Below are 18,172 nucleotides of genomic sequence, written 5' to 3'. Positions count from 1 at the left end.
ACGATCAAAGAATGCAATGACGGCGGCGGACGCCGAGGAGCAGGGTCAGCCCCATGGGAAGGGCGAATGCGGCGGTGGGCTCCGGCACGATCGAAATGGTCCCCTGGGTATAGAGGCTCGAGGTGTCCCAGCTCAGACCGTTGGTGAGCGTGGGGAGATTGACCGTATCGAAGGCCCCGCTGGCCGAAGTAAAGTCGAACAAGTTGTAGGTCTGCCCTTGATCGAGAGTGCCGCCCAGATTGGCTGCGTTCAGCGTTCCGCCGAAGGCGATGTTGCCCGCGGTCACGAGGTCGGCGGTGACGAGGCTGGCATCCAGCTCCGCGTTCACGGTGCCCAGCAATGTGAGGGTATTGGAGAAGGCCAGGGCTCCGATGCTGTTGCCCGCTGCCACCGTGCCGCTGATCGTCGCATTGCCGGTGACCGTTCCATTGCCCGTCAGCGTCTGTCCGGAACCCAGCGACCAGGTCGAGCTGGTGCCGGAGACATCCAGGAACGCACCCGAAGCGATGTTGATGGTCGTCGAGGCGGCGATGGAACCGCTGCCACCGAGTGCCAGCTTGCCTTGGTTGATGGAAGTCGCACCTCCATAGGTATTGACCCCGGAAAGCGTCATCGTACCCGCACCGGTCTTGATCAGGCCCGCGGTAACCACTGCTCCCGAACCACCGGTCACTCCGTTTCTCAGCACTGCGGAAACCGAGAGAGAGTCAGCAACGCCGGTGACACTGAAGGTGGTCTGCGAATTCGCAGCGTTTCCTCCCAGATGAATCTGCGTGTTCGCATTGCCCGGCGATCCCGAAACACTGATGCCGGATGAACCGGTGGCGGTGACCGTTCCGGAAAGCTTGAATGCCTGGTAATTCGCATTCGCTCCACCGTTGGATACCAGCGACGAGCCGTTGAGGGTGACAGAGGAGAGATTGTTGAAAAAGTTTCCGTTCGTGATCGTCGCCCCGTTGTTCGCGGTGACAGTCACGGTCGGAACGGAAGTCGCGTCGCCAAAGGTGTCGTTGCGATCGAAGCGCAGGGTCGTTCCAGCTTGCATCACCACCGCGGCATTCGCTCCGAGTGAGCCGGAATTCGCGAAACGCAACGTGCCACCATTGACGGTGGTGGTGCCGGTGTAGGTGTTCGCCGCGGTGAGCGAAAGTTGGCCGTTGCCGTTCTTCGTGAACGCCCCGGTGGTGGTGAGGCTGTTCTTCAACGCCGTACCGATCGTCGTATCGAAGCCGTTCGTATTGAAAACCAGGCCTCCTGTCTCGATCCGGAAGTTGGCCGTACCGCCATTTCCAAAGCTCCCTCCGCTGGCATTCGCACGGATTTCGCTGCCGTTGAAATAGACGTTCGAGGTGGTGGACGAATCCGACGAATAAAGACCGGACGCGATGTAGGTGCCGCCGTTGAAGTTGACCGTGCTCGCGCCCGCCCCCATGCGGATCTGGCCGCGATCGGAGGTGGAACCGGTGCGGGTCATGTTGAGAACCCCCGTGCCGGACAGCGTGACAGTCGCGGTGTTCGCCGCATTGTTCGCGCCCATCAAGAGGCGGCCGGCGATCTGCATCTCACCACCGGAGATATTCAGCGTGCCCGTGGAGGTGCCGCCACCCGAAATCTGGGTGCCGAGGTTGACCGCCGCATCAAGCGTACCGGTCGTCCCGACCTTCACCAACCCACCCGTGATGGTGAGACTGCCATTGGCAGTCTGTCCCGCAGCGGTGGTCGTACCAATGCGGACGGCATTGCTGTAGTTGTCTCCTCCGAAGGTATGCGTGCCGCCGGAGATCGTGAGCGCGCCGGAGCTTCCGGCTCCGTTACCCACCACCAATCCCATGTTGGTGATGGTCCCTGCCTGGGTCCATGCGCCACCGCTCAACTCCGCGGTGCCGCCTGCCGCACCATCGCCAACCGCCAGTTGCGAGGTTCCCCCCGTGCCGGAGAGCGTCAGCTTCCCCGCCCCGGTTTTGATGAGTCCGAAGGAACCGGTGATGGCCCCGCCGAGCGTGATGTCACCAGTCGCGGTGTTGACCGTGCGGTTCGCGGTGAGAGCGATCGCATTGTTGATTGTCTGGAGGCTGGCCGAGTTGTTGACGATGTTGCCACCAAGGGAAAAGGAGTTGCCACCGATCACAAATGCACCCGCACCGGATGCAAAGGTGATGCCGTTGACGGTGATGCCGGTCAGGTTGTTTGTGGAGGCGAGCCCGCCGGTTCCTCCAAAGGTGATCCCCACCGGGAAAGATGGGACATTGTCATCATCCCAGTTTGCTCCGGTACCCCAGTTGCCATCTCCGCCCCCATCCCATACATTGGCGGCCGAGACATGAGTGGCAGCCAGCGGCCAGGAAAGCACGCTGGCAGCCAGCATGATGCGCGTGGAAAGAAAACGGGGAGAGCAGGGTTTCATGATGTCCATCAACCCTGCCCCATCTTACCGTGTAACTCCATGGTGCCCGCCCACTTCGACTTATCGAAATCGGACATCAGCGATGATCGTCACCGTTCATCCGCAAGCGGATGAAACGGGTCGCCGGTTCACGCGGCCACGGCGTGACATCGGTGAAGCGAAGCACGCGTTTCCCGTTCACATCGGAGAGGACCAGCGGATCTCCCGCAAGAGTGGTCCAGTGCGCACAGTCGTCCGAAACCTCCGCATGGAATGCCAGTTCATCAGACGCAGCCGCGTCCACTGTTGCATCAAGCCACAACGAACGCGAACCGCCGGACAACTGCGAATGAACTTCCAAGCCGCTCCTGACATCCGCCGCCGAAGGATTGGTACCGAACAAACGCTCGAATGCATTTGGAATTCCATCGTGGTCCGGGTCCGCATTGAAGCCGATCACCGCCTCGGAACTCTGACCCGCGAAAACTCCGCCGACTCCGGTCAGCCAAGAGGTCACGAAGTCCGCATTGGTATCGGGAAGATTGAGCGTATAAATCACCACCGTGTCAAAGGACGACGCGCCGGAACCATCCGTGGCCGCTACTTCCAACACATGCACCGGCCCGTTTTCGTAGTCGAGTGGTCCGGTGGTGGTGATACGACCGGTGGTGGCATTGAGAGCGAACAAACCCTGGCCGTTGCCGCTGTTGATCGTGAACGATACCGCGGTCCCTTCCGGATCGCGGGCGGCCAAATCACCGACCACGGATGCGGCCGCGGCATTCTCCACGATGCTGAATGGCCCGCTGGCGGTGAAGACCGGCGGACTGCCCCCTGCCGCACGGACCTGCAATCCCGCCCAGTTGCTCTCACCCCACGTCTGGCCTGCAGGCGGCGTGCGCGACGACTGTCCGAGAATGCGCCCATTCGCATCCGCCACCACGGAACGGATGACACAGGAATTTGTCACGGCATTCGCATTCGCCTGCACATACACCGGCGTTTCATCCGCGAGGTCTCCATCGCCATCCTTGTCCACGGTGAAGGCAATGCCACGGGCGGTCGAGTTGTCGTAACCGCCTTGAATCAACAGGTCGTATTGCCAGCCCGGCGTCAGTCCGGTGATCTCCCACTGGTGGAGGATCGGTCCATTCGCGCTGCTTGAGTTCAACAGCAGAAGATAGTCCCCGGTCAGATTGTCTGCTCCGGTGCGACCGCTGTAACCATACACACCGCTGCCGATCGGCGTGTTCGGATCGTTGTCCGTGAAGATGTGAAAGCCCACCTGTGTCTGCGTGCCATCATGCGTGCGCAACATCATCGATGGATTCACCGACATCGCGCTCGGATCACCGGAATAGGCTTTCACCTGAAAGGCATTCCACGTCATGCCACCGCGCGTGGTGGTGGCCGGGGTGGTGGTTTGCCCTGCCGCCGTGCTCGATCCGTCGCCTTGGAAATCGATGTTCCAGAATGTCGCTCCTGCAGGCGGAACATCCGACACGGTTTCCGGAGCGGTGATGTGGAAGGTGATCGTTGCCGCCGTGCCCGCAGGCGGATTGTTGCCATCGGTCGCCGTTACCTCCAGCGTCCACACGTCACCCACCGCAAGCGCACCGGTACCGCGCGTAAGTTTTCCGATGGCCGGATCCAACAGGAAGCGCCCGGCGGCCGTGCCTCCGGTCACAGCCAGTGTCACCGGCGAACGCTCCGGATCGCTGGCAGTGACCTGGCCGATTCGTTCTCCCGCAGCCAAGGTCGTCGGAAGATAGTAGTGGAGCGGACTGGTGAACCGCGGTGCATCGTTCACTCCGGAAGAATCGATCAATACCGTTAGTGTGGCCGTCTTCGGATTGCCCGCGAAATGATCCGAGGCCGTGATCGTGAGTTGCACCAGGCCGCTCCCCAGCGACGAAACATCTCCGACCACCGACAGGATACCCGTCACCGGATCAATCGCGAACACGCCGCCCGGATTTCCTCCCGTGATTTCGTGAGTCACGCTGTCCCGCCCATCCGCGTCCACCGCATGAAGATCCGCAACCACCGTGCCAGGCAACGCATCCGCCGCGATAACAAGCACCTGGCCATCCGCGATCGAAAACACCGGCGCCGAGTTCGCCGTGTTCAGTATCCAATCGGACACCAGCGCCACGCCCTCCGCGTCCACCACCGACGAAGCAAGCGGAGGCATCCGGTTGAATCCCGGAGCGCCCATCATGCGTTGCAACACGCTGGAATGCGCGGTCGATCCCGGCACGATCCGCTTCACCGCGGGATCGGTGATGGTGATCTGCCCTTGGTCCGGACGGTTCAACAAATGGGTGGCATCCAATGACGCCGAAGCCCGCAGATCGAGTCCGGCGGAGTCGGCGTGGCAATAGGAACAATTCACCGCGAGGTAGGATCGCACGCGGGACTCGATGTCCACCGAAGTGTCATTCGCGGCATGATGACGGGGCAGTGAGGCAGGAGGCACGGCCAGTCCCTGGAGATAGCCCGCATCGGACAATCGCTGGAGATAGTTGCCAGAGATTCCATCAAAAGGCACATCATCGCGATTGAGCTGGCGGCTGTCGAAGCCGAGCACGCGCCCCGATTCCGCATTGTGGCAGGTCAGGCACTGGGTCCGCGAGGGAATCTGCCACCGCTGCGTGGATGCCTGCTGCCCTGCAGGCAAGGCCGGATCGGTGACCTGCACATCGAAGGTATCCCCACCATCGCCCACCAACGTTGCTTCAGTCCCGGCTTCATTCCAACGGTAGGAAATACCATAGACACCGCCGGCGTTCTTGACGATCACGCGGGTTTCAAGCCGCTTGCGCGTCGCCGGATTGCCGCGGGTGGTTTCCAATTCGAAATGCTTCACCCACAGCGCCCCGGTGGGGAATGTGAACGCGCCATCGGCGGACCACGTCATCTTGTCCGTGGTTCCCGGCAGCGCGAACCAGCGGCTTTTCCTCGCGTTGTCGGACCAGAAGGTGACGTTCGGCTCGTAGAAATGCAGCCCCGGATTCGGCGTCATGTCCGCGAGATCCGCGAACAGTCCGGTTCCGGAAAGCGTGCCCGGAAAAGTGCTGCCGGAAACGATCTGCGATTTCAGGCGGAACACCTTCCCCACCTGTCCGCTTTGATCGAACAACGCGCCACCCTGGTTGTTCCAGCTCAGGACGAGAATGTCGCCATTCGAGGGATCGGTGGTGAAACCCACCACTCCGGAAAGTCCCGCGATGCGCGTGACCGTCGGCGTGCCCGGTGCCGCACCGCGTTCCAAGGTCCAAATGTGGCCGTTCAGCCAATCGCCGAACAGATACTTGCCATCGAGCGTCGGGTAGTTGCCGCCATGCACCATCATGCCCCCGATGACCGACGCGCCCTGATAGGCTCCCGAACCGCGGGCATAGAAATACTCCGGCGCGCGCAGTACCACACCCGCCGGTGGAGTGCTGTTGTAGCGGTCGCCCTCCAGATAATTCCATCCGCCGTTGTCGCCCTTGCGGAAGATATTCACCTCCTCGCGGCTGTCGCTTCCATCGCTGCCCACATCGCCCAACCACAGCACCGGATCGCCATCGACCGTGTCGAAGCTGAAGGTCCACGGATTCCGCACTCCGGTGATGTAGATTTCCGAACGCACCGCATTCGCGGCATACGAGGTCCCCCGGTAGTTCACAGTCCCTGAGGCAGCCGCATACGGATTGTCCGCGGGAATCTTGTAGCGCGCCACACCTGCATCCGCGGGAATCACCAGCGAAGGATTCGTACTGGCGTTCGGCTCGAGATTCCCCGCACGACGATCCACGTCGATGCGGATCACCGAACTCCAGAACATGTTGGTGATCGTCTGCGAGTTTTCCGCCGGACGCCGTTCATCCCCCGATCCCACATACAGATAGCCATCCGGCCCGAACTTGCAGCTGTCCAGGTTGTGATCCTGGCTGCGGCTGTCCACTTCGAAGAGGATCAGTTCGCTCGCCGGATCCACCACACCGGTACCATTGCTCATGACAGTGAATCGTGAAAGGCGCACCGAGCCCACCGTGGAGCCGCTAGATGGCGATTCGTAGTTGTAGGTCACGTACACATACGGGCTCCCGGATTCGAACTGCGGATGGAAGGCAAAGGACTTCACACCCATCTCGGTATAAAGATCGAGTTTCGCCGAGAGATCCACGAAGACGCGCCGCGTGGCGGTGGCCGCGCTCATGTCTTGAATTTCCCATATCACACCGGTCCGCTCGGAGACGAAGAAACGCTTCGTGTTGCCCTGGATGGATGCCATCCACGTCGGCGTGCCAAAATTGAACGCACCCCGGTTCGCAAACGCATCCTCCAGCGAATAAGTCCCCTGCGGCGGCTCCAATGGCAGCGTCACCGAATCCGGTGACACACGTCCTGCGGACACCTGAATCGAAACCGTCGCGGTGTTCGAAACACCCGTCGCATCCGTGAAACGATAAGTGAACGAATCCGCTCCCGCGGCAGCACCCGCCGCATAGAGGATCGAATGGTCCGCCTTCACCAACGCGGTGCCGGAGACGGGTGGCGCAACGATCTCCATCGAGACGAACGGCTCATGGATGGCATCGTTCTCTATCACCGCGATCCTCACCTTGCCCCCCGCACCCACCGCCGCCTCATCGTTGCCAGCCACCGCCGTGGCAGGCGCGGAAACGCGGCGCAGCACCATCGCGGCGATGCTGGGATCACCTCCGATCGTCCCCAGATTACCGGTCAACGTGCCATCCGCCCCCACGGTGATGTTGCGCACCGTTCCGGCAAACGTCCCGGCATTGGCATAGAACGTCGTCCCGAAGGTCGGACTGATCGGCACCGTCGTTCCACCCACCGTGAGACTGAAATCGCGCGGTGGATTGTGCTGGTCCGGATTCGCATAGGCGGTGAGCGAATACGTTCCGGGTAACAGATGGGAGAATGTGAATCCCACGTTCATGGTCGTGCGTCCCTGCGCCCCCCAAAACCAGTGGTCGCCGAAGGCCGCATTGATGCCGCCAAGATCGAGCACACGCCCAACATTGAACCCGGACACGCCTCCACTGATCTTCATGTCCACCTTGGTGGTGGCGTCCTTCGCATCATGGAGCTTCAGCAACTGCGGATCGATCGCCGCGTTGTGTGCGGGCGGATTGGCAAACACGTTCCCATCGGTGGCGGCGATCTCGAAGGCATTCCACTTCGCGCCATAGCCGATGTCGAAGGTGGACGTCACCGGGTTCGCCGAGCCCAGCGCACCACCGGTGCCGCCTTGGAAATCGATCTGCCAGGCCTGGAGCACCGCCGAGTGGGAGCCGATGTCCTCCGGCAGCGTTCCATTCTGATACTCCGCGAGATTGCTGTCGCCATCCTGATCATAGTCGCCTGCCGCGCCCTGTGAAAGCATTCCGAAATGCTCCTGTTCCCACGCATCCGGAAGCCCGTCGCCGTCCGAGTCCGGATTCCCGGTAGCCGAGGCCGTGATCAGGATGCCATTCACGATCGGATTCGAGCCGGCACTGCTGTCCATCACCTCAATCACAAGACCACCCGCTGTGGTCGGGCTGACATTGGTGAACGTATGAAACAGACCCGTCCGGGCGCTCGCCCGCGCGATGGCGGACGGACCATAGGTGGCCGCCCCTTTGACCGTGAAGGTATCCGTCGGCGACCCGGTGGCCGTGGCTACGGCAACCACCGTATAAACCAAGGCCGGATCCAGGCCGCCGAGGGTGATCTTGTACGGACTGCCGTCTCCAAGGCTGGAATTTCCCGCGATGTCCGTGACCACGCTGTCCACGAATTCCGGCGGCACATTGCCCCCCTTCACCGCCAGCCCCACCCAGTTGTCCGTACCATCGTTGTTGATGAACTGGGCGTTGGCAGTGGCGATGGAAACACCATCCACCACCGTTCCGCCGAGGTTGGTCACCGACCCTGCGGCCACGCCCTGGTTGAGCGTCACGATGTTGTTCCAGTTCGCCGTGAGCGTGGGACCGAAATCGATCCCGATCTTCATGCCCGCGGTCAGAGGCGTGGCGGACACGCCACCAGTAAGGACACAGGAACCAAAAGCCACTTGGACGAGACGACGGAGGGAGAAGCCCATTTACGAAGCTAAGATGGAACCCCTTGGCTGCCAATGGGTCCATTCCCACCTTCGTTTATCCCCAATCCACTCCCCCACCTCCGCATTTCGTTCTCGCTGCTTGTTCGATTTCGATTTTGCGCTACGTAATTTCCGGTCACTCTTCCATGGAGACACGCGTCATTCCGCTGGGCGACAGCGCCCTGATCCTCGAGCTGGCGGAAACCGTCGGCGCGCTGCCGCCGCATCGTGTTCATGAAGTGGTGGCCTGGTTGCAATCCCCCGCCCTGCCCGGAGTCATGGAGGTGGTGCCGGCCGCCACCACGATCACGCTCTTCTACGATCCGCTGGCACTCTTGAAACACGGCGCTCCGGCGGATGACCTCACCGGCTGGCTTGGTGGAGAGGCGCTGGAACGTCTCGCCGGTCTGCCCAAGGAAAGCTCCGCTCCATCCTCCCGGGTGGTGGAGATCCCCGTGTGCTATGGTGGCGAGCATGGCCCGGACCTGGAGGAGGTCGCACGACGCACCGGACTCTCGGTGATCGATGTGGTCACCCGCCACAGCGCCGCGGAATATCTGGTGCTCCAGCTCGGCTTCGCACCCGGCTTTCCGTATCTGCATGGTCTGCCCGATTCGCTCTCGCTGCCACGGCGCGCCGCGCCGCGGCTCTCCGTCGCCGCCGGATCGATCGCCATCGCCAACGGCCAGTCGTGCATCTACCCGCAGGCCATTCCGGGCGGATGGCATGTGATCGGCCGCACGCCCTTGAAACTCTTCCGCCCGGACCATGAACCGCCGGTGCTGCTGCAACCCGGCGACCGCGTGAAGTTCCGCGCCATCCCGGCGAAGGAGTTCGAAGCACGGGAGGAACTACCATGATTCACGTACTTCGCCCCGGCATGCTCTCCACCGTGCAGGATCTCGGCCGCACGGGATTCCAGAAATTCGGCGTGGTGGCCGGTGGTGCGGCGGACCCGTTCGCCGTCCGCGTGGCGAATCATCTCACCGGCAATGAACCCGGTGCCGCCGTGATCGAAATGGCGCTCGCCGGCCCGCGATTGCACTTCGACCGTGAAACGTTGGTCGCGTGGTGCGGAGCGGATTTCGCCGTCACCCTGGACGGTCGCCCTCTGTCCAAAAACCGCCCGGTGCTGGTGCGGACGGAAAGCGTGATCGATTTCACCGGCGCGCGGCGCGGAGCCATGGCCTGGCTCGCGGCATCCGGTGGCATCACGGTCCCGGAGGTGATGGGCAGCCGTTCCACCGATACCGGCGCGCGCATCGGCGGCCACGAAGGCCGCGCCCTCGCCGCCGGAGACGAGCTCCCCACCGGTGAACCTTCCGCATGGGCGCAGGCGATGATGACCCAGCTCCGCACCTCAGGCCGGGATGCCGCATGGAGCCTCGTTCCGGAATCCCTCGGCAAGCCCAATGGCCAGGGCATGCTTCGGGTGGTGCGCGGACCGGAGTGGGAATGGTTCGCGCCCGCCGCACAGGAGCGTTTCACCAGCGCCATCTACGGCGTCAGCAAGGACAGCAACCGCATGGGAGTCCGGCTGGAAGGTCCACCCCTCGATCTTGAAGCACCGCGCGACATGATCTCGTCCGCCGTCCAGCACGGCGTGGTCCAGGTGCCTTCATCCGGCCAGCCGATCGTGCTCGGTGCGGACCGCCAGACCCTCGGCGGCTATCCGCGGATCGGTGCCGTGGCCACCGCCGATATCGGCAAGCTGGCCCAGCTCCGCCCCGGCGAACCCGTCCGCTTCCGCGAAATCCCGCAGGCGGTGGCCCATGCCCTGCTGATCGAACGCGAGCGTGATCTCGCCATTGCCATCGGCCACCTATCCACGCCCCGGCTCTGATCCTCCATGCACATCGATCTCAACTGCGATCTGGGCGAAGGCGCGCCCCACGATGCGGAGCTGATGCCACTGGTCACGTCCGCGAACATCGCGTGCGGAGCGCATGCGGGGGATGAAGCGACGATGAAGCGATGCATCGATCTCGCTCTCGCGCATGGAACCGCCATCGGCGCGCATCCCGGCTATGAGGATCGGGAAAACTTCGGCAGAACCGAACTCACGCTTTCTTCCAGCGATCTCCGCGTGCTCGTTCTCGGGCAAATCCGGATGCTTCAGAACATCGCGGTCCAAGCCACAACCAGACTCACTCACGTCAAACCCCACGGCGCCCTCTACAATCAGGCCGCCCGCGATCCGATGATCGCATCGGCCATTGCGGACGCCATTTATGAAGCCGATCCCACATTGGTAATCTACGGCCTCGCTGGCAGCGAATTGATCCGCGCCGGAAAAGCACGCGGACTCTCCACCGCACGCGAAATCTTCGCCGACCGCCGCTATCAGCCGGACGGTAATCTCGTTCCGCGTTCCCATCCCCACGCCCTGATTACGGACACTGCGGAAGCCTGCGCCCAAACGCTCCGCCTCATCCGCCAAGGCATCGCCGACACCGTCTGCCTGCATGGCGATGGAGCCCACGCCGTCGCGTTCGCCCACGCGCTGCGGCATGCGCTCCAGGAAGCGGGCATCCCCATCAAGCGCTTCACGCCATGATGTGGCTCAAGCTCATCGGCATCCCCGTGGTGGCCATTGGCTTCGCCCTGCGGCTGAACACGCTGCTGGTGGTGATGGCCGCGGGCATCGCCACCGGACTGGCAGCCGGCATGACATTCAACGAAGTGCTCGAACTCTTCGGCAGGCTTTTCATCGAGAACCGCTACATGACCCTGCCGGTGATCCTGATCGCGCCGGTCATCGGCCTGCTCGAGCGCCATGGCCTGCGCGAACGTGCGGAGACCTTGATCCGCCGCGCCCGTGGAGCCACCGCCGGGCGAGTGATCTTCCTCTACAGTCTGGTTCGCCAGATCAGCATCGCCCTCGGGGTGAACATCGGTGGCCATGCGGGAGCCGTGCGCCCGATCATCGCACCCATGGCGGAAGGCGCGGCTCACGCGCAACACGGACCTCTCCCGGATGAAACCCGCGATACCATCCGCGCCCACGCCGCGGCGGCGGAAAACATCGGCAACTTTTTCGGGGAGGATGTCTTCATCGCCGTTGGTGCGGTGCTGCTCATGAAGGGCGTCTTCGATGCCCAGCACATCGAGGTCGGCGTGTGGCCGCTGGCACTATGGGGCATTCCCACTGCCATCGCCGCATCCTTCATCATGGCGTGGCGCACCCGTGTGCTCGACCGCCGCATCCGGCGGGAAACCAACGCCACTCAAGGGAAGGAGGAGGCATGACCCTCGTCTCGCTGCAAACCCTCTATGTCATCGCCGGCATCCTGCTGACCTGCATCGCCATCAACACCGTGAAAAATCGCGCGCATCTCCGGCGCGTGGGAACCGCGTTGTTCTGGGGTGCGCTTGCGGCCATCTATCTCTTCGGCGGCCATCTCCCGCCCCTCGCGATCGGTTGGATCATGCTCGGTCTCGTCGCCCTCGCCGCCACCAGACAAATCACAGCTCCCAAGGAAACTCCGGTACCCGCGGAACAACGCGCCAGTGAAGCCCTCCGCCTCGGCAACCGCATCTTCATCCCGGCATTGGTCATCCCAGCCACCGCCGTCGTCAGCACGCTGGTTCTTTCCAAGATCCCGCTGGGCGGCGTGCGTCTCTTCGATCCCAAGCAACCCACGCTCGCGGCGCTCGGTCTGGGTTCCCTGCTCGCACTCATCGTCGCCCTGCGCATGACCCGCGCGAAGCCCCGCGAGTCGCTGCATGAGGGTGGGCGTTTGCTTCACGCCATCGGCTGGGCGATGCTGCTGCCGCAACTGCTCGCCGCGCTCGGCGGCATCTTCACCAAGGCGGGCGTGGGCGAGGTGATCGCCCGGCTCGTGACGGACACCTTCCCCACCGGCAACCCGTTTGTCGCGGTCGTGGTCTATTGCGTGGGCATGGCCTTGTTCACGATCTGCCTCGGCAATGCCTTCGCCGCCTTTCCCGTGATCACGCTCGGTGTCGGCCTGCCGATCATCGTGCAGCAGCATCATGGCAATCCGGCGATCATGGCCGCCATCGGCATGCTCAGTGGATACTGTGGCACACTGCTCACCCCGATGGCCGCGAATTTCAATCTCGTCCCGGCGATGCTGCTGGAACTCCGCGATCCCCACGCCGTGATCAAGGCGCAGGCCCCCATCGGACTCACGCTCCTCGCCGTAAATATTCTCATCCTCGATTTCTGCGTATATCGTTTCTGACCGACTGATGAAAACCGTGCTCCTCACCGGCTTCGAGCCCTTCGGCGGCGATGCCCGGAATCCCTCGCAGGCCATCGCGGCACAGCTCGATGGAGCCATCATCGAAGGCCATCAAATCACCAGCGCCATCCTCGCCTGCGAGTTCGGGAAATCCCGCCGCCAACTCCACAAGCTGATCGAACGCCACATGCCCTCGCTGGTCGTCTGCCTCGGCCTCGCCAGCGGGCGGCAAGCCATCACACCGGAACGCATCGCCATCAACCTCGATGACGCCCGCATCCCGGACAACGCCGGACGCCAGCCGGTGGACAAGCCCGTCGTCCGCGGCGGCCCCTCTTCCTATTGGTCCACGCTGCCGGTCAAAGCCATCACCGCCGTCCTAACGGAACACGGCATTCCCGCCGAAGTGTCCCACACCGCCGGCACCTTCGTCTGCAATCACGTCTTCTACAGTCTCATGCACGAACTTGCCGCCACTCCGGACGTGCGTGGTGGCTTCATCCACGTACCCGCGCCTTGGAATTCGCCGTTGTCACAGGATGCCTTGCTGGAAGGCATCACCCTCGCCGTTGCCGCCGCCATCCGCCACAAGCGCGATATCCGCATCACCGGCGGAGCCACGCATTGATCCTCACGGCATCTCTTTCAACCGCTGCCTGCACCACGACAACGCCTCCTCCGCTTCCTCACTGCGGGGCTGGGCCTTGACCAGCGTTTCCCACGCGATCACCGCCTGCGCGAATGTCTTTTTCGCCTCGTCGTTCTTGCCCGCAAGCTGCTGTGCATGACCAAGATCACCTAACAGATACGCCACCGATTTCTTGAGCTGGTCGCCGCGGATGAGACCGTATTCCGTACGCTCCATCAGCCCATTGAGCGCATCACGGGCCTTGGTGATGAGGAAGAGTTCGTCATCGGTCTTGCCCGCAGCCCCCACCATGCGGCCCTTCTGCCACCACAGCAGCGCCAGCCGGTAGGCCACCGTGCCATTGGCCGCATCGGACGCACGCGCGCCTTCCAGCATGCGGATGCCATCGTCCACCATGTTCATCGCCTCATCGGTCTTGCCGCTGTCCCGCAACAGTCCCGCACGAATCCACCGCTGCGCGCCGAGACGGGACAAAGCTTCTGTATTGTCCGGCTGCTCACGCAGCAATGCCTCCAGCAATCCCGTCGCCTGCTTCGAGAGGCTGTCGGCGGAAGCCACGTCTCCGGAAAGCACCGCCGCCTCCGCCATCGCGCCATAACAACCCGCCAGTTCCAGCCGCAGCTTCGGATCGCCGGGCTTCTCCTTGAGCAGTTTGATCAGTTCCGCCGCCGCAAGATTCCTCACCTCGCGCGCATCCCCCAGGCTGCCCATGCCATCGAGAATGGTCGCGGAAGAAAGATAGCAGCTCGCCAGCTCCGAGCGCAGCACCGCCACATCCGGCCGCTGATCGACCAAGCGGTTCAAGGTCTGCGTCGCGCGCATGAGCTGCTCCAGCGCCTTCGCGTCCCCCTTCCCGCCCTGCGCGAGCAACTGTGCCTCATGGAAGTCCAGCACCGCCATCAACTGTTGCAAGCGGTCCGCATCCACCTCGCCCTGGGGGACGGACCCAAGGATCTGCCGTGCCTCCACAAACGCCGCCGCAGTGCCCGGATCATCCTTCGCCTGCCGCAGCAGCGCAAGCAACAGCCGGTCCGTGCCGATCCGCAGCTTCCACGCCGCATCCGTGGGCCGGTTCTTCCACGCCTCCAAGGCATCGCCCAAGCGCGTCTGCGCCGCATTCGCATCCCCGGCGGCCAGCGAAACCTCCGCCAGCTCCAGCTTCACACGCGCACGCTCGTCATCCAGCGAGGTCACATCAGCCGTCCGCTTGAGGAAATCATCAAAATAACGCTCCAGGCGCAGCAGCCGCAGCTCCCGGCCATCCAGCGGCGGCAGGCTGCGGTGCCCCTTCTCCATCGCCCACTCGAACAAATGATCCCCAATCGCACGCGAAGCCTCCAGCCTCGCCAATGCCACATCGCGTTCATGTTCGAGCGTCTGCTTGGCTTCCGACTCTCCTTTCACCGCCTGGTCACGCGCGGTCACCGCGCTGTCCGTCTTGGCCTTCAATTCCCGCACGTCCTCGGTATGGGCGGCCTTCTCCTTGCGCAGCAGCGCCAGCGAGATCTGCCACAATCCTCCGAGCACCAATGCCAGCGCCGCAGCCGTGCCCATCGCGAACAACGCGCGCCAGGCGCGATGATCCGCGCGGCGGCGTTGATCGAGCAACTGATCGCGATGCGTCTCCGTGGCCACCTGCTCCTCCACCCGCTCGAATCCTCGCACCACCTCCGCCAGCGTCGCCGGACGCTGTGCCGCATCCAGCGCCAGACAGCGCACGATCCACTCGCGGTAGCCCGCTTCCACCGGATTCGCAGCCTCGTCCGGCCACGTCACATTTGCATCCGCCTCCAGCTTGCGTGCGATCTTGTGAAGGTCGGCATGGATCGCGGAATCACGGCGGATATCGCCCGGCGGCGGAGCCACCTGCAGGAAGGTTTCGTTGCAACGCGGAAACGCGCCGGTGATGAGGCGGTACGCCAGCACTCCGAAGGCAAACACATCCCAGCGGTAGCCCTTCTCATCCAGATACCCATCCGGATCGCGGAGTTGCTCGGGAGATTGATAGAGATAGGCATCCGAATAGTCCGCGTGGGTCACACCGGGCATGTTTCCCAGCGACCAATCCGCGATCGACAGCTTCTCCTCGTCATCGAAAAACACATTGCTCGGCTTCAGGTTGCCGTGCGCCACCTGGACGTTGTGGAAGACCGCCAGCGCCCGCGCCAGATCCAGCACCATCGGCCAGGATCGCTCGCCGGGGAAATCCGCCAGACGGTTCTGCAGGGTACGGGGTACGCCATGCCCGTCCTCCGCCGGATCCGCCATCCACGGCATCACGATCAGCGCCGGACGTGATTCGAGATCCGCCGAAACCACCTGCATCACCCCGGACGGCCAGCCTGCCGCTTCCAGACGTGCCGTCGTTTTTTGAAGCAGCGCACGGTTGATTGCCATGCCGTGAAACACCTTCACCGCCAGCTTGACATCCGACTCATCATGAGCGGCGTACACATTTCCGCATGGGCCGGCACCAGTCAGGTCCGTAACTCTAAGCCCATCGATCCGCGGTGCTTGCATGGAGTTTTTTTGTAATCCAGACCTGCCCCGTCGCCAACTCCGAACCGTTCCTTTTGGGAATGATCACCTTCCGGGAACCTTGGAACACCAATGGAAACCTGTCTCCAACAGGTGCATTTCGCACGATTTGGAACCTACCAAAAACTTTTTGATCTTTTTTGAACGTTTGGAGGCCCAAACCTTCTAACTTTCTTGGCATACTACGCGATCACGTGTAACGGATGGACCGTTCCCGATCACCCGATATGTCCCTTGATCATCCCAACCTCCGCCGCCGCTCCAGCCGGCATCAGTGGCGGAAAGTGCTCAACTTCTTGAAGTCCACCCTTTGGACCGGTCCGCTGATGCTCGTCACCGGCCAGGTGTCCAAGCGCACCGCCGCATTCATGATCGCCGGGGCGATCCCGGCCATTCTGGTCGCGCTGTTTTTGACGGTCCCGAATTTCCTGTTCTGCACTCCGCAGCATCAGGCGTACTTCTATTTCGGCCGTGATCTGGCCAACAGTCCGCTCTCGCTGGTGCCCATGCTTGTCGCCGCAATCTGCGCGTTGATCGCCCTGTCGCTTCCGGCAGTGCCATCCCGCCGCGTCTGCGTCCGCCGCTGAGAAAGGGACCGGATATCGGGCGCTCCTACATCCGGTCCCACGCCGCCCAGAACGCCCGGGTCTGGCCCGCGTCCGGCAGCACTTCCAGCAACACGGTTTCATCTCCCTGCTCCAGATCATCGAAGTCGTCCGCGGTGGTGATCCGGACGTGGCGCATCCCCCACAGCTTCGCCCAACCGGAAAGATCCGCCGCCTGCGGATTGGTGAAACACTCCGCCGCCCGCGGACTCATGTCTGCAAGACGCGGCAGGCGTTCGAAAATCCGGCCGCCGTGGTTGTTGATCACCGCGAGCACTCGGCCCTTGGTTTCCAATTGCTCGAGCACGAACGGTGCCGCCAGATCGTAGAGGGCGGTGAGATCCCCGAGCATCGCCCACGCGCCGGTCCGGCCCGCCGTCCAACCGAGCCACGTGCTCGCCTGGCCATCGATGCCATTCGCCCCGCGGTTCGCCCTTACGTCCGAAACCGGCCTGTCCCATTGCGCGAAAAGATTCCACTCCCGCACCGGCAGGCTGTTCCCGAGATACACGGAACTACCATAAGAGGCGTACAATGAAAGCGTCCGCACCATCGCGGGTTCGCTGTCGGGATGCGCCTCCAGCAGTTCGTCGATCCGCGCCTTCTGCCGCGAGCGGTCCACCAGGTAATCGAGAGCATCCCCGATTTCATCGACCTGGCCGATCGCACGCAACACCCGGGCCACGCCACCACGGACCACCTTCGATTCCCGCGCCAGACCGGTGAATCCACCGCGGCATACCGACCAAACTTCCGTTTTCGGCAGATCCTCGAGATCCCGCCAGAAGCGTCCGCTCGGCACATCGCCCAGTCGCAGAACCTTGCCCGGCGGACGAGCCTTGAGGGTCCGGTCCGCATTTGGCAGCGCCAGTGCCTGCAAAGCCTCACGCAAACCGCTCGTGCCCTCCACCACCACCGGCACGCCGAGGTCGCTGCAAAAATGGAACACCTCCTCGTGATCGGACGGCTCCAGACCTCCGATCATCACCACCAGCCCGCGATAGGCATCCTCGCGCAGCCACCGTGCCAGTTCCCCCACCAATGGACTCTTCTCCTTGGCCACGAATTCCGCCGGTTCCGGGAACTTCACCTCCCCCGGCTTGAACTCTTCCTCCAGTTCCACATTGAGGTGCAGCGGCCCGAGGCCGGTCCATTCCTCGTAGGACGAAACCGCGTGCGGTCCGAAGATACCCGGCTGCTCGATCGCCTGTGGAGCGCCGGTGCCACGGAATCTCGCCGGACGATCCGCCGTGACCGCCACCAGCGGACGCGATTGATAGTGCGCCTCGATCATCGCGGGCAGCAGCTCCGCCGCGGCCGTGCCACTGGTCGTCACCACCGCGCAAGGCGCATCAATGTCCAGCGTACGCCCCAGCGCGAAGAATCCCGCACTGCGCTCCTCGAAGTGCCGCCAGACCTTCACCCGGCCTTGGGATTCAGCACGGGCCAGCACCTCCAGCAGGGCCGCATTCCGCGCCCCGGCGCACACCACGAACTCACGCACGCCCGCAGCAAGGGCGGCGCGCACTGTTTCTACCGAAATCGACCAAGCGTCCACGCGGAGGTCTTATCCGCCGCAACGGAGGTTTCCAACTGCCAAGCCAAAAAATAAAATCCCCACCTTTCGCATGAAGAGATGAACCACGGATTGAACGAATTGAGTCCGTGCAATCCGTGGTTTCAGTA

Annotated in this window: 11 protein-coding genes; 7 read left to right on the top strand and 4 right to left on the bottom strand. The window is 63.0% G+C overall.

The window, feature by feature from the left end:
- Positions 1 to 4: 4 nt before the first annotated feature.
- Entirely contained in the window at positions 5 to 2,404 is a 2,400-nt protein-coding gene (locus KBB96_RS04330) for a beta strand repeat-containing protein (RefSeq protein ID WP_211632707.1), read from the bottom strand.
- 76 nt (positions 2,405 to 2,480) lie between these two features.
- Complete coding sequence (locus tag KBB96_RS04325; RefSeq protein WP_211632705.1) at positions 2,481 to 8,486, bottom strand: cadherin domain-containing protein; 6,006 nt, start codon at positions 8,484 to 8,486, stop codon at positions 2,481 to 2,483.
- 146 nt (positions 8,487 to 8,632) lie between these two features.
- Between KBB96_RS04325 and pxpB the strand changes: the two genes are divergently transcribed.
- From pxpB to pcp, 6 genes are read left to right on the top strand one after another with little or no spacing between them, the layout of a single operon-like run.
- Positions 8,633 to 9,346: a 5-oxoprolinase subunit PxpB gene (gene pxpB / locus KBB96_RS04320; RefSeq protein ID WP_211632703.1), complete on the top strand. Its 714-nt coding sequence runs from the start codon at positions 8,633 to 8,635 to the stop codon at positions 9,344 to 9,346.
- The gene (locus tag KBB96_RS04315) at positions 9,343 to 10,329 is read left to right on the top strand and encodes a 5-oxoprolinase subunit C family protein (protein WP_211632700.1); all 987 of its coding nucleotides are present in this window, start codon (positions 9,343 to 9,345) and stop codon (positions 10,327 to 10,329) included. The genes pxpB and KBB96_RS04315 overlap by 4 nt, the downstream gene beginning before the upstream one ends.
- Before the next feature lie 6 nt (positions 10,330 to 10,335).
- Positions 10,336 to 11,043, top strand: coding sequence for a 5-oxoprolinase subunit PxpA (locus tag KBB96_RS04310; RefSeq protein WP_211632697.1), 708 nt, complete (start codon positions 10,336 to 10,338; stop codon positions 11,041 to 11,043).
- A complete protein-coding gene (locus KBB96_RS04305) occupies positions 11,040 to 11,735 on the top strand; it encodes a DUF969 domain-containing protein (RefSeq protein WP_211632694.1) in 696 nt (231 codons plus the stop codon). Before KBB96_RS04310 ends, KBB96_RS04305 begins: the two co-directional genes overlap by 4 nt.
- Positions 11,732 to 12,694, top strand: a complete 963-nt coding sequence (locus tag KBB96_RS04300; RefSeq protein WP_211632691.1) for a DUF979 domain-containing protein — start codon at positions 11,732 to 11,734, stop codon at positions 12,692 to 12,694. Before KBB96_RS04305 ends, KBB96_RS04300 begins: the two co-directional genes overlap by 4 nt.
- 7 nt (positions 12,695 to 12,701) lie before the next feature.
- Positions 12,702 to 13,322: a pyroglutamyl-peptidase I gene (gene pcp, locus KBB96_RS04295; RefSeq protein ID WP_211632688.1), complete on the top strand. Its 621-nt coding sequence runs from the start codon at positions 12,702 to 12,704 to the stop codon at positions 13,320 to 13,322.
- A gap of 3 nt (positions 13,323 to 13,325) precedes the next feature.
- Here pcp and KBB96_RS04290 read toward each other — a convergent pair whose 3' ends face one another.
- Positions 13,326 to 15,863, bottom strand: coding sequence for a protein kinase domain-containing protein (locus KBB96_RS04290; RefSeq protein WP_226373640.1), 2,538 nt, complete (start codon positions 15,861 to 15,863; stop codon positions 13,326 to 13,328).
- 314 nt (positions 15,864 to 16,177) lie between these two features.
- On the opposite strand from KBB96_RS04290, the gene KBB96_RS04285 reads away from it, so the two are divergent.
- Positions 16,178 to 16,468: a hypothetical protein gene (locus tag KBB96_RS04285; protein WP_211632682.1), complete on the top strand. Its 291-nt coding sequence runs from the start codon at positions 16,178 to 16,180 to the stop codon at positions 16,466 to 16,468.
- A gap of 25 nt (positions 16,469 to 16,493) precedes the next feature.
- Here KBB96_RS04285 and KBB96_RS04280 read toward each other — a convergent pair whose 3' ends face one another.
- Positions 16,494 to 18,014 (bottom strand): thiamine pyrophosphate-binding protein, encoded by a 1,521-nt coding sequence (locus KBB96_RS04280; protein WP_211632680.1) that lies wholly within the window; start codon positions 18,012 to 18,014, stop codon positions 16,494 to 16,496.
- Positions 18,015 to 18,172 lie beyond the last annotated feature (158 nt).

Origin of the sequence: Luteolibacter ambystomatis, assembly GCF_018137965.1 — a bacterium.
Classification (GTDB): Bacteria; Verrucomicrobiota; Verrucomicrobiia; order Verrucomicrobiales; family Akkermansiaceae; genus Luteolibacter; species Luteolibacter ambystomatis.
The sequence above is the reverse complement of the archived record's forward strand: the minus strand, read 5'-3'. Positions and strand labels throughout refer to the sequence as shown.

What these genes read in the sequence shown, in the direction of transcription:
- pxpB (WP_211632703.1), top strand. Translation starts at nt 8,633, where the DNA reads ATGGAGACACGCGTCATTCCGCTGGGCGACAGCGCCCTGATCCTCGAG.
- KBB96_RS04300 (WP_211632691.1), top strand. Translation starts at nt 11,732, where the DNA reads ATGACCCTCGTCTCGCTGCAAACCCTCTATGTCATCGCCGGCATCCTG.
- KBB96_RS04325 (WP_211632705.1), bottom strand. Translation starts at nt 8,486, where the DNA reads ATGGGCTTCTCCCTCCGTCGTCTCGTCCAAGTGGCTTTTGGTTCCTGT.
- pcp (WP_211632688.1), top strand. Translation starts at nt 12,702, where the DNA reads ATGAAAACCGTGCTCCTCACCGGCTTCGAGCCCTTCGGCGGCGATGCC.
- KBB96_RS04290 (WP_226373640.1), bottom strand. Translation starts at nt 15,863, where the DNA reads ATGCAAGCACCGCGGATCGATGGGCTTAGAGTTACGGACCTGACTGGT.
- KBB96_RS04305 (WP_211632694.1), top strand. Translation starts at nt 11,040, where the DNA reads ATGATGTGGCTCAAGCTCATCGGCATCCCCGTGGTGGCCATTGGCTTC.
- KBB96_RS04315 (WP_211632700.1), top strand. Translation starts at nt 9,343, where the DNA reads ATGATTCACGTACTTCGCCCCGGCATGCTCTCCACCGTGCAGGATCTC.
- KBB96_RS04310 (WP_211632697.1), top strand. Translation starts at nt 10,336, where the DNA reads ATGCACATCGATCTCAACTGCGATCTGGGCGAAGGCGCGCCCCACGAT.
- KBB96_RS04330 (WP_211632707.1), bottom strand. Translation starts at nt 2,404, where the DNA reads ATGAAACCCTGCTCTCCCCGTTTTCTTTCCACGCGCATCATGCTGGCT.